Origin of the sequence: Citrobacter amalonaticus (assembly GCF_018323885.1) — a bacterium.
Lineage (GTDB): Bacteria > Pseudomonadota > Gammaproteobacteria > Enterobacterales > Enterobacteriaceae > Citrobacter_A > Citrobacter_A amalonaticus.
The window spans coordinates 180,962-193,452 of sequence record NZ_AP024585.1; the positions used below are offsets into that span (position 1 = coordinate 180,962).

At 52.8% G+C, this 12,491-nt stretch carries 10 protein-coding genes and 1 pseudogene; 8 read left to right on the top strand and 3 right to left on the bottom strand.

Going from position 1 to position 12,491, the window contains the following annotated elements:
• The first annotated feature begins 7 nt into the window (after nt 1-7).
• The 5 genes and pseudogenes from KI228_RS00900 to aldB all read left to right on the top strand — a co-directional run bounded on the left by KI228_RS00900 (nt 8) and on the right by aldB (nt 6,911).
• Entirely contained in the window at nt 8-616 is a 609-nt protein-coding gene (locus KI228_RS00900; RefSeq protein ID WP_042998595.1) for a glutathione S-transferase, read from the top strand.
• A gap of 98 nt (nt 617-714) precedes the next feature.
• Nucleotides 715-2,106 (top strand): L-seryl-tRNA(Sec) selenium transferase, encoded by a 1,392-nt coding sequence (gene selA, locus KI228_RS00905; RefSeq protein WP_061069358.1) that lies wholly within the window; start codon nt 715-717, stop codon nt 2,104-2,106.
• Nucleotides 2,103-3,950: pseudogene (gene selB / locus KI228_RS00910) on the top strand (selenocysteine-specific translation elongation factor). The gene selA and the pseudogene selB overlap by 4 nt, the downstream one beginning before the upstream one ends.
• Before the next feature lie 184 nt (nt 3,951-4,134).
• On the top strand, nt 4,135-5,286 hold the full coding sequence (gene yiaY / locus KI228_RS00915; protein ID WP_042998592.1) for an L-threonine dehydrogenase: 1,152 nt from the start codon (nt 4,135-4,137) through the stop codon (nt 5,284-5,286).
• Between the two features lie 92 nt (nt 5,287-5,378).
• Nucleotides 5,379-6,911, top strand: coding sequence for an aldehyde dehydrogenase AldB (aldB, locus tag KI228_RS00920; RefSeq protein WP_042998591.1), 1,533 nt, complete (start codon nt 5,379-5,381; stop codon nt 6,909-6,911).
• A 60-nt stretch (nt 6,912-6,971) separates the two neighbouring features.
• Here aldB and KI228_RS00925 read toward each other — a convergent pair.
• Nucleotides 6,972-8,335 (bottom strand): IS3 family transposase gene (locus tag KI228_RS00925; RefSeq protein ID WP_099433379.1). Its coding sequence is split into 2 segments (ribosomal slippage): nt 6,972-7,867 and nt 7,867-8,335, totalling 1,365 coding nucleotides; the frame shifts between segments, so codons are not numbered across the junction.
• Between the two features lie 73 nt (nt 8,336-8,408).
• Nucleotides 8,409-8,723 carry a hypothetical protein gene (locus tag KI228_RS00930; RefSeq protein ID WP_042998590.1) on the bottom strand — a complete coding sequence of 105 codons (315 nt, stop codon included), beginning with the start codon at nt 8,721-8,723 and terminating at the stop codon, nt 8,409-8,411.
• A gap of 185 nt (nt 8,724-8,908) precedes the next feature.
• Here KI228_RS00930 and KI228_RS00935 point away from each other — a divergent pair, with 185 nt between their 5' ends.
• A complete protein-coding gene (locus tag KI228_RS00935) occupies nt 8,909-9,235 on the top strand; it encodes a DUF3302 domain-containing protein (protein WP_042998589.1) in 327 nt (108 codons plus the stop codon).
• A 2-nt stretch (nt 9,236-9,237) separates the two neighbouring features.
• Nucleotides 9,238-10,374, top strand: a complete 1,137-nt coding sequence (locus KI228_RS00940) for an HlyD family secretion protein (RefSeq protein ID WP_061069356.1) — start codon at nt 9,238-9,240, stop codon at nt 10,372-10,374.
• On the opposite strand, the gene KI228_RS00945 is transcribed toward KI228_RS00940, so the two are convergent.
• Nucleotides 10,371-11,345: a LysR family transcriptional regulator gene (locus KI228_RS00945; protein WP_042998587.1), complete on the bottom strand. Its 975-nt coding sequence runs from the start codon at nt 11,343-11,345 to the stop codon at nt 10,371-10,373. The two genes, KI228_RS00940 and KI228_RS00945, sit on opposite strands and share 4 nt — an antisense overlap.
• A 122-nt stretch (nt 11,346-11,467) precedes the next feature.
• On the opposite strand from KI228_RS00945, the gene KI228_RS00950 reads away from it, so the two are divergent.
• Complete coding sequence (locus KI228_RS00950) at nt 11,468-12,208, top strand: MipA/OmpV family protein (RefSeq protein ID WP_044253795.1); 741 nt, start codon at nt 11,468-11,470, stop codon at nt 12,206-12,208.
• Nucleotides 12,209-12,491 lie beyond the last annotated feature (283 nt).

Genomic DNA, 12,491 nt, shown 5'->3' on the forward strand with positions numbered 1-12,491 from the left:
ACTGATCATGAAACTCATTGGTAGCTACACCAGCCCGTTTGTACGTAAAATTTCGATCCTGCTGTTGGAAAAAGGCATCACATTCGAATTTGTTAATGAACTGCCCTACAACGCGGAAAATGGCGTCGCGCAGTACAATCCGTTAGGAAAAGTACCGGCGCTGGTGACTGACGATGGGGAGTACTGGTTCGATTCGCCAATTATCGCCGAATACATTGAACTGCTGGATATTGCGCCAGCGATGCTGCCGCGTGAACCGCTGGCCTCGCTGAAAGTCCGTCAACTTGAGGCACTGGCCGATGGGATTATGGACGCCGGTCTGGTGTCGGTGCGCGAGCAGGCACGTCCCGCCGCGCAGCAATCGGAAACCGAACTGTTGCGCCAGCGCGAGAAAATCAACCGCAGTCTGGATGCGCTGGAAGCGTACCTGGTCGACGGGACGATTAAACCTGACACGGTTGATCTGGCGACCATCGCCATTGCCTGCGCGGTGGGCTATCTCAACTTCCGCCGCGTCTCACCGGGCTGGTGCGTGAGCCGACCTCACCTGGTCAAGCTGGTGGAGACGCTGTTTCAGCGCGAGAGTTTTGCCCGCACTGAACCCCCAAAGGCTTGATTCATATTCTGTCCGTCCAGGCAATCTCACGTTACAATCCCCTCTATGTCGATATCCCTCCCCGTTGTGGGGAGGGTCACCAACAGCCAGGCCTTTTCATGACGACCGAAACCCGTTCGCTCTATAGTCAGCTTCCCGCCATTGATCGCTTATTGCGTGAAAGTGAATTTCTTACCCTGCGTGAGACTCACGGGCATACCCGTGTCGTTGATCTGCTTCGTCAATTGCTTGATGAAGCAAGAGAGGTGATACGCGACACGCAGGCGTTGCCAGCGTGGTGTGAAGATTGGGCGCGGGAGGTGAACCTTCGGCTGGAAAAAGAGGCCCAGAGTGCGCTGCGCCCGGTGATTAACCTGACGGGCACGGTGTTACATACCAATCTGGGTCGCGCTTTACAGGCTGAAGAGGCCGTCGCGGCTGTCACGCAGGCCATGCGCTCGCCGGTGACGCTGGAATATGATCTGGACGGCGCGGGACGCGGGCATCGTGACCGCGCACTGGCGGAATTGCTGTGCCGTATCACCGGCGCGGAAGATGCCTGCATTGTGAATAACAACGCGGCGGCGGTACTGCTGATGCTGGCCGCCACCGCCGCCGGTAAAGAGGTGGTGGTATCACGCGGTGAGCTGGTGGAGATCGGCGGCGCGTTTCGTATCCCGGATGTGATGCGTCAGGCTGGGTGTACGCTACATGAAGTGGGAACCACTAACCGGACGCATGCCGATGACTATCGCCAGGCGGTAAATGAAAACACCGGCCTGCTGATGAAGGTACATACCAGTAATTACAGCATCGAAGGGTTTACCCACTCTGTTGATGAAACGGAGCTGGTCCAGATCGGCCAGGCGCTGGATATTCCTGTTGTGGCCGATCTTGGTAGTGGTTCGCTGGTCGATTTGAGCCAGTACGGCCTGCCGAAAGAGCCAATGCCGCAGCAGTTGATTGCCACGGGTGTCAGCCTGGTGAGCTTCTCGGGCGACAAGCTGTTGGGCGGTCCGCAGGCTGGGATCATCGTCGGTAAGAAAGAGATGATTGCACAATTGCAGCGTCATCCGCTTAAACGTGCGTTACGGGCGGATAAAATGACCCTTGCTGCGCTGGAAGCAACGTTGCGTCTGTATCTCCACCCGGAAGCGCTGGCCGAGAAACTGCCGACGCTGCGCCTGTTGACCCGACGCAAAGACGCGATTCAGTCTCAGGCGGAGCGGCTTCTGGCGCCGCTGGCCGCGCACTATGGTGCGGAGTTTGCGGTGAGCGTACAGCCCTGTCTGTCGCAAATCGGCAGTGGCTCTTTGCCGGTTGATCGGCTCCCCAGCGCGGCATTAACCTTTACACCGCACGACGGCCGCGGAAGCCGTCTTGAAGACCTGGCGACCCGCTGGCGTGAGCTACCGGTTCCGGTTATCGGCCGGATTTACGAGGGCCGACTGTGGCTGGATTTACGCTGTCTTGAAGATGAGACCCGGTTTATGGAGATGTTGTTGAAATGATTATTGCGACCGCCGGACATGTCGACCACGGGAAAACGACGCTGCTGCAGGCCATTACCGGCGTGAATGCCGATCGCCTGCCGGAAGAGAAAAAGCGTGGCATGACCATCGACCTGGGCTATGCCTACTGGCCGCAGCCAGACGGGCGCGTGCTGGGCTTTATCGATGTTCCCGGTCACGAGAAGTTTCTCTCAAACATGCTGGCGGGCGTGGGCGGAATCGATCACGCGTTGCTGGTGGTAGCCTGTGACGATGGCGTGATGGCGCAAACGCGCGAACATCTGGCGATCCTGCAATTGACCGGGAATCCGACGCTGACGGTGGCGCTGACCAAAGCCGACCGTGTGGATGATACGCGGGTGCAGGAGGTCCAACAGCAGGTGGAGAATGTCCTGCGCGAGTATGGCTTTGCGCAGGCGACGCTATTTGTGACGGCCGCGAATGAAGGCCGCGGGATTGAGGCGTTACGCGAACATTTGCAGCAACTGCCCGCCCGCGAACACGCCATGAATCAGACGTTCAGACTGGCTATCGATCGTGCCTTTACTGTAAAAGGCGCCGGGCTGGTGGTGACCGGCACCGCGCTGAGCGGTGAAGTAAACGTTGGGGATACGCTGTGGCTGACCGGCGTGAACGCATCTGTGCGCGTGCGCGGACTTCACGCGCAAAACCAGGCGAGTGAGCATGCTCATGCCGGGCAGCGCATCGCGCTGAATATCGTCGGCGATGCTGAAAAGGAGCAGCTTAACCGGGGTGACTGGCTGCTTTCAGACGCCCCGCCTGAGCCGTTCACGCGGGTGATCGTCGCGCTGGAAAGCCACGTCCCGCTTACGCAGTGACAGCCGCTACATATTCACCATGCGGCGAGTCATGTGACCGGGCGGGTATCGCTGCTGGAAGCTAACCTGGCGGAACTGGTGTTTGATACGCCCCTGCTGCTGGCCGATAACGACCGGCTGGTGCTGCGCGATATCTCCGCGCGCGCGACGCTGGCCGGGGCGCGGGTGGTTGCACTTAATCCGCCACGTCGCGGCAAACGTAAACCCGAGTATCTGCAATGGCTGGCGTCACTGGCGGCGGCGAAAGATGACGGTGCCGCGCTGGCGGTGCACCTGCAACGCGGTGCGGTCAATCTGCCCGACTTTGCGTGGGCGCGCCAGTTAAATGGCGACGGTATGCGTTCGCTCATTCACCAGCATGGATTTATTCAGGCAGGTTACAGCCTGCTGAATGCGGAAGTTGCCGCGCGCTGGCAGCGCAAAATCCTCGACACGCTGGCGACTTACCATGAACAACATCGCGATGAGCCTGGTCCGGGGCGCGAACGCCTGCGTCGTATGGCGCTGCCGATGGAAGATGAAGCGCTGGTGCTGTTGTTGATTGAACAAATGCGCGACAGCGGCGATATTCACAGCCACCATGGCTGGTTGCATCTGCCGGATCACAAGGCAGGGTTTACTGACGAACAGCAGGCTACCTGGCTTAAAGCCGCGCCGTTATTTGGTGACGAGCCCTGGTGGGTCCGCGATCTCGCGCGTGAAACCGCGACCGAGGAGCAGACCATGCGTCTGGTGTTGCGGCAGGCGGCGCAGCAGGGGATGATTACGGCGATCGTAAAAGATCGTTACTACCGTAACGATCGCATTGTGGCTTTCGCCAGCATGATCCGCGAACTGGATCAGGAGAAAGGCTCAACCTGCGCGGCGGATTTTCGCGATCGGTTGGGCGTAGGGCGAAAGCTGGCGATTCAGATACTGGAATATTTCGACCGGATTGGCTTTACGCGTCGTCGTGGAAATGATCACCTGTTACGCGATGCGTTATTATTTCCGGCAAAGGAATAATACAATTTATTAAAAATAAGAAAGAATTGACCTAATAAATAGGTCGAGACGAAAAGAGCCCATTAATTTGTAGCCTAATGTGCTCTTTTATTTTTTCATTAAATAAACACCGCTGTGATCATATTTTCTCATGAGATTCGTTCGTATGCTACAATCCCTTCAAAAACTATTAAGGATTGAGCATATGGCTGCTTCTACATTTTATATTCCTTCTGTGAATATAATTGGGGCTGATTCATTAAAAGATGCAATGAATGCTATGGTGGAATATGGCTTTCGTCGGACGTTAATTGTCACCGACAGTGTGCTGACGAAATTAGGCATGGCGGGTGATATTCAAAAAGCATTGCAGAAACATGATATTTTCAGCGTCATATTTGATGGTACACACCCTAATCCGACGACAATTAATGTCGCCGACGGCCTGAAAATCCTGAAAGAAAATGATTGTGACAGCGTTATTTCGCTGGGTGGCGGTTCCCCACATGATTGTGCCAAAGGGATTGCGCTGGTGGCCGCCAATGGCGGCGATATTCGCGATTATGAAGGCGTTGATCGCTCGGCAAAACCACAACTACCGATGATTGCCATTAACACTACGGCAGGGACGGCCTCTGAAATGACGCGTTTTTGCATCATCACTGACGTTGACCGTCACATCAAAATGGCGATTGTGGATAAACACGTCACGCCACTGCTCTCGGTAAATGACTCTTCGCTGATGATCGGCATGCCAAAATCGCTGACGGCGGCGACCGGCATGGACGCGCTGACCCATGCGATTGAAGCCTATGTTTCTGTAGCCGCCACGCCGATCACCGATGCCTGCGCCCTGAAAGCGATGACCATGATTTCTGATAATCTGGTCGTTGCCGTGGAATCGGGCGGCAATGTGCATGCGCGTGAAGCGATGGCCTATGCGCAGTTCCTGGCGGGGATGGCCTTCAATAATGCGTCATTAGGTTACGTCCACGCGATGGCGCACCAGTTAGGCGGTTTCTATGACCTGCCGCACGGTGTGTGTAATGCCGTCCTGCTGCCACACGTTCAGGTATTCAACAGCCAGGTGGCCGCAGCGCGTCTGCGTGATTGCGCGGCAGCTATGGGGGTTCAAGTTGCAGGGATGACTGACGCCGAAGGCGCAGAAGCCTGTATCGAGGCGATCCGCGCGCTGGCGCAGCAGGTGAATATCCCGGCGGGTCTGCGAGCCCTGGGCGTGAAAGAAGAAGATATTCCGGTGCTGGCGGCTAATGCGTTGAAAGATGCCTGCGGTCTGACTAACCCAATTCAGGCCACGCACGACGAGATTATGGCGATCTATCGTGCGGCGATGTAATTCGTGACCGCTATCGTAAACCTATAAGCGGCTGGCGAGAAAATCGCCAGCCCCGTCTACCCTTGTTATACACCTAGAGCAAGGAGACGATCATGACCAATAACCCTCCCCGTATTCAGCCCGGCGAGTACGGTTTTCCCCTGAAGTTAAAGGCCCGTTACGACAACTTTATCGGTGGTGACTGGGTTGCCCCGAGTGACGGCGAGTATTACCAGAACCTGACGCCCGTCACCGGGCAACTGTTATGCGAAGTGGCTTCTTCCGGTAAAAGGGACATTGACCTGGCGCTCGACGCGGCCCACAAGGTGAAAGACCAGTGGGCGCATACTTCTGTTCAGGATCGGGCGGCGATTCTGTTCAAGATTGCCGACCGTATGGAGCAGAACCTCGAACTGCTGGCGACGGCGGAAACCTGGGATAACGGTAAGCCGATCCGTGAAACCAGCGCGGCGGATGTCCCGCTGGCAATCGACCATTTCCGCTATTTCGCCTCCTGTATTCGCGCCCAGGAGGGCGGGATCAGTGAAGTGGATAGCGACACTGTAGCTTATCACTTCCACGAACCACTCGGCGTGGTCGGACAAATTATCCCGTGGAACTTCCCCTTATTGATGGCGAGCTGGAAAATGGCGCCCGCGCTGGCGGCAGGAAACTGCGTAGTGCTTAAACCTGCCCGCCTGACGCCGCTATCCGTTTTACTGCTGATGGAAGTGATTGGCGATCTCCTCCCGCCTGGCGTGGTGAACGTAGTGAACGGCGCGGGTGGAGAGATTGGCGAGTATCTGGCAACCTCGAAGCGTATTGCTAAAGTGGCATTCACCGGCTCGACGGAAGTCGGGCAGCAGATCATGCAATATGCCACGCAGAATATCATTCCGGTCACTCTGGAGCTGGGCGGGAAATCACCGAACATTTTCTTCGCCGACGTGATGGACGAAGAGGATGCATTTTTCGATAAGGCGCTGGAAGGTTTTGCGCTCTTTGCCTTTAATCAGGGTGAAGTGTGCACTTGTCCGAGCCGCGCGCTGGTGCAGGAATCCATCTACGAACGCTTTATGGAGCGCGCCATTCGCCGCGTAGAAAGCATCCGCAGCGGTAACCCGTTGGACAGCGTGACGCAAATGGGGGCACAGGTCTCTCATGGGCAGATGGAAACTATCCTGAATTACATTGATATCGGTAAGAAAGAAGGGGCGGATGTCCTGACCGGTGGGCGGCGTAAGCAGCTTGAAGGTGAACTGAAAGACGGCTATTACCTCGAGCCGACCATCCTGTCTGGTAAGAATAATATGCGCGTGTTCCAGGAGGAGATCTTTGGCCCGGTACTGGCGGTGACCACGTTCAAAACAATGGACGAGGCGCTTGAGCTAGCCAACGATACCCAGTACGGTCTCGGAGCAGGCGTCTGGAGCCGTAACGGTAACCTGGCGTATAAAATGGGACGCGGTATTCAGGCAGGACGCGTATGGACCAACTGCTACCATGCTTACCCGGCTCATGCGGCCTTTGGTGGCTACAAGCAGTCGGGGATTGGACGCGAAACCCACAAGATGATGCTGGAGCACTATCAGCAGACAAAATGTTTACTGGTGAGCTACTCCGATAAACCGCTGGGACTCTTTTAACTGACCGCGTTATGCCCGATGGCGCTTTTGGACTGACCCCATAAATCTGGACAGTTTATATTAAGCGGCCTTCAGAGCCTGGGCCCGGTACTCTACCGGACTCAGGCCTTTTAGTTTCAGGCTTATCCGCTCGTTGTTGTAGTAACGGATATAATCCTCTATCGCCTTCCTCAGTTCGCTGATATTGCTGAACTGACTCAGGTAAAAACACTCCGATTTCAGCGTCCCGAAGAAGTTTTCCATCACGGCATTATCCAGACAGTTTCCTTTTCGGGACATACTTTGCGTCATGCCCTGCGCCTTTAACTTTGCCTGATAGCCTGCCATCCGATATTGCCAGCCCTGATCTGTGTGCAGCAAGGGGGCGTCGTCTGGTCCGAGCTTTAAGAACGCATCCCGCAGCATGGTATTAACCATCTCCATCACCGGCCTTTCCGACAGGCTGTAGGAGATTATTTCCCGGTTAAAAAGATCGAGTACCGGCGACAGGTACAGCTTTTTACCCTGCAGCGAGAACTCTGTAACATCCGTAACCCATTTTTCATTGGCTTTTGATGCACTGAAGTTCCTGCTCAGGATATTGGGGGCTGCCTTGCCTGTTTCCCCCTTCCATGAGCGGTATTTCTTCGCCCTTATCAGAGACCGGAGCGACAGCTCTGTCATCAGCCGCTGCACGGTTTTATGGTTCACCAGCAGACCCTGCTTTCTCAGCGAAAGCGTGATCCTGCGGTAGCCATAACGGCCTTTGTGCCAGGCGTATATCTCACGGATTTTATCTTTCAGCCCGGCATGCCTGTCCACCTGCTTCAGGGCATTCATATTGTAATACCATGTACTGCGGGACATGCCTGCCGCGCGCAGGAGGTCTCGCAGAGCGTGCTTATGCCTCAGTTCACTGATTATCAGGGCTTGCTGCCGTTTTTTTCGCTCTGAACCAAGGCCTTCAACTTTTTTAGATAGGCATTCTCTGCCCGCAGGTAACGGAGTTCAGCCCGGAGTTCTTCGGGGGAGAGTTTTTCCAGTTCTTTATCTGTAGGGGATGGGGGGATTTTTTGTTTTGTCATTTTTCCAGGCCGCCCGCGTTGAATGTTTAGCAGTCCTTCCGCTCCGGCATCGTTGTACACGCAGACCCAGTGTCGGACAAGCGTTTCTGCAGAGAGATTAAACCGGGCAGCTGCTTCACGCATCGTCAGGTGGTCACGGATAACCGCCCGGACGACGACGAGTTTAAATTCAGCTGAATGATGTTTATTTTTCCCTGACAGCCCTTCCATACCGTGGAGTTGCCACGCCCTGACCCAGCGACGGACGGAAGTTCTTTCAACACCAAAACGGTCGGCTGTACGCTCTTCTCCGTCTTTTCCGGACAAATAATGATTAACCACAGCCAGTTTTGTTTCAGGGGAATATTTTGGCTTTGCCATAAAAAACTGCACCTTACTCAGTTGAGTGTCCAACTTTTGGGGTGCAGTCCACTTTGCTTATCGGGCATAACGATTAATCCAACACCTTTACCTGTAACGGACGGAAACGGCTGTAGACCCACAGTCCCAGGCAGGCAATCGACCCGATGAAAACGGTGAACAGTACGGTGATAAACACACCGCTGAACAGCGCGGCAGGAATCGCCATTACACCATGCACGGGTTGATCGTTCCATTTTACCAGGTCAAAGCCGAAGAGACTCAAAACGCCACAAATAAAACTGAAAGATATCATTGGGATACCAAGGCCAATAAGTAATAAACGGTAAATAGTGACCGCTTTGATGCGCTTAAGGCTGACGGTGGATGAGGTTTCCGCGTTGTTCATTTTTGTTCCCTTGTATTGATGTTTAAACATAATAAACTGCGATGTGCATAAAAAACAACATACTAAAAAATGGACTGTATATAAAAAACCATATGTCGATATATAAATATGAGAATTGCAGGGCATCTGGTCATTCCACTATCATTCTCAAACTCTTTTTTTTGATTCTATTCTCTGGGAGGAATATGTTTCTCGATTATTTTGCGCTTGGGGTGCTGATTTTTGTATTCCTCGTCATTTTCTACGGAATTATTATTTTACATGATATTCCCTATTTAATTGCGAAAAAACGCAATCATCCTCATGCCGATGCTATTCATGTCGCGGGGTGGGTGAGTTTGTTTACATTACATGTTATCTGGCCTTTCTTGTGGATTTGGGCCACGCTCTATCGTCCGGAACGCGGGTGGGGAATGCAAAATACTGAATCTGGTGTTGTGCAACTCCAGGAGCGTATTGCCGGGCTGGAAAAACAATTGGCTGACCTGAAATCCTCTTCTGGCGAGTATTAATTATGGATTTACTGATTATCCTGACTTATGTGGCTTTCGCATGGGCGATTTTTAAGATCCTCAACATTCCCGTTAATAAATGGACCATACCGACGGCGGCGCTGGGGGGAATATTTATTGTCAGCGGTTTAATCTTATTAATGAATTACAACCACCCCTATACATTTAAAGCGCAAAAAGCGGTGGTGTCTATTCCCGTTGTTCCGCAGGTCACTGGCGTAGTGATTGAAGTGACGGATAAGAAAAATACGCTGATTAAAAAAGGTGAAGTGCTGTTCAGGCTTGATCCCACGCGCTATCAGGCCAGGGTGGATCGTCTGCTGGCGGATATTGTGACGGCGCAACATAAGCAGCATGCGCTGGATGCCGAACTGGATGAAATGACCGCCAATACCCAGCAGGCAAAAGCCACGCGAGACAAGTTTGCGAAGGAGTATCAGCGTTATGCGCAGGGGAGTCAGGCGAAGGTGAATCCATTCTCTGAGCGCGACATTGACGTCGCACGGCAGAACTACCTGGCGCAGGAGGCTTCGGTTAAATCGTCAGCGGCGGAACAACAGCAGATTCAAAGCCAGTTAGACAGCCTGGTAATGGGTGAGCACTCACAGATAGCCAGTCTGAAAGCGCAGTTGGCCGAGGCGGAATATAACCTGGAACAAACCATCGTTCGCGCGCCGAGTGACGGTTATGTAACCCAGGTGCTGATTCGCCCGGGAACCTATGCCGCCTCGCTGCCTCTGCGCCCGGTGATGGTATTTATTCCTGCTCAGAAGCGACAAATTGTCGCGCAATTCCGCCAGAACTCGTTGCTGCGACTGGAGCCCGGCGATGACGCGGAAGTGGTATTCAATGCCTTACCGGGCAAGGTATTCAGCGGTAAGCTGGCTGCCATCAGTCCGGCAGTGCCTGGTGGGACATACCAGTCGACCGGGACGTTACAGTCGTTGAATACGGTACCGGGGGCGGAAGGTGTCATTGCCACAATCGAGTTGAACGATCATGCTGATTTACGTACATTACCGGATGGAATTTATGCACAGGTCGCGGTCTACTCCGACCATTTCAGCCATGTCTCGGTCATGCGTAAAGTATTGTTGCGCATGACCAGTTGGGTACATTACCTTTATCTCGATCATTAATTATCGATGATTGAGTCTTGCTCGGGACGCAACAGTTGCGTCTGAGCAAGCTGGTTGCGGATTTCCCGTAGCATCTCATCCAGTACATACTGAACTCGCCAGGGCTGGTACTCCCGCTTGCGGAAGATCGCGACCAGGTCCAGCCACCACTCATGCTGTTCTGAAAAGCAAGGGACGAGCGTCCCGGCCTTCAGATCGTTTTTCACGCTTTCATTGGGTGCAAACACAATACCCAGATGGTTGCGCGCCAGTTCCAGCGCCGACAGGGTATTGTCACAAACGTAGTTCCCCGTCACGCGATAGTCGCGCATCTCTTTACTGCCGGCACTGTTGAAGCGCCAGATGTTGGCATCATCAATCATCATAGAATCGATCAGGATGCAGGAGTGATGCTCAAGGTCTTCAGGTCGGCTTAGCGGGTGCTTTTCAAGGTAAGTCTGGCTGGCAAAGGCCGTCACTGCATATTTGGTAATAAAACTGGCAACCAGTGATTCATCTTTCGGGTGGGCATAGGTAATTAACACGTCACAGTCGTCAGGAAACTCGACGCCTTCATAAAAGGCTTTTGGCTCAAGGTTGCTGGTTTTCAGCGACAAAGAGATGTCGCCAATGTCTTTAATTCTGGCGATAACCTGTTTCGATAAGTAAGCGATGATGCCTGTCGGCGCGTACACCGTTACTCGCCCTCGCTTTTCGTGTTTATAATCAGCAATGAAATGATTTAGCTGCGCGTTTCTGTCGAGCATATCATTAATGTAGGGCAGAAGCGCCGCACCAAAAGGGGTCAGCGTCAGTTGCCGGGTCGTCCGGTCAAAAACCTTAAGGCCGACTTTTGATTCAAAATCAGCAAGATATTTGCTGACGTTGGCCTGGGCGATGCCGAGAACAGTTGCGGCATGACTGATGTTTTCACTGGCGGCAATGACCGAGATGATCTTTAATTCCCGATGCTTGAGTTGTAATTTATTCATCACAGCAGCCCAATATATATAAGTTTTTATATATTACTATATAAATATGTGCCTTGCACCGACGAATTTGTAAGCATTATTATTTCGGCGCTTTGTGGCTTATTTTAAATGGAACGTCGGGCATGTTAATTAAACGCAATATAGTGGCACTATTTGCTTTCTCCTTTATCGCCAGTGCATCTGCTTCGGAATTATCCATTGGTGCAGGTGCGATATATAATGAATCTCCTTATCGCGGGTATAATGAAAATACCCATGCTATTCCCCTCATTAGTTATGAAGGCGAATCATTCTATGTTCGGCAAACCACGCTGGGCTACATTTTGTCTAAAAGTGAACAAAATGAATTTAGTCTGACCGCTTCCTGGATGCCGTTGGAATTTGATCCTGGCGATAACGACGACCACGCCATGAAAAAGCTCAACAAGCGTGACAGTACGATAATGGCGGGCGCGGCCTGGTATCATCATGAAAATTGGGGCAGCGTGAAAGTTTCTGCGGCCGCAGATGTTCTGGATAACAGCAATGGCTGGATGGGAGAATTATCACTGTTCCGTAAAATTCCTGTCGGACAGCTTGCTTTGATCCCGTCTGCTGGCGTGCTTTACTACGATGAAAATTTCAACGACTACTATTACGGTGTGTCAGGCAGTGAATCCCGTCGCAGCGGTCTGGATCGCTATTCCGCACAGGACAGTTGGGTTCCTTACGTCAGCCTGACCGCAAAATACCCCGTCACTGACAACATTATTCTGATGGCGAGCGCGGCTTACAGCGTGCTGCCAGATGAAATCAAAGACAGCCCGATGATCGACCGTGATGACAGCTTTACTTTCATGTCAGGCGTGAGCTGGCGCTTCTAAAAGAATGAGAAGAATTGCCGGACAGCGGCCATTGTCCCGGCCTGGGATTGGGTCAATTCACAGGTCTGCCGCTGTTCGGCATATTTCTACCGCTCTTCAGTTAAGAGAACTACACTGTAATAATAATTGTCCCGGAACGCACTGTTGCCGGGAGTCACTTTCCCTCTCCATGACGCATTATTGATCCATGCAGCATATTAAGCTGTAATTTGTGATAAATATGCCCGTTTAACTTGTATTGTCGAATATTCACACTGAAATAGAATAACGCTCTACTAATTTG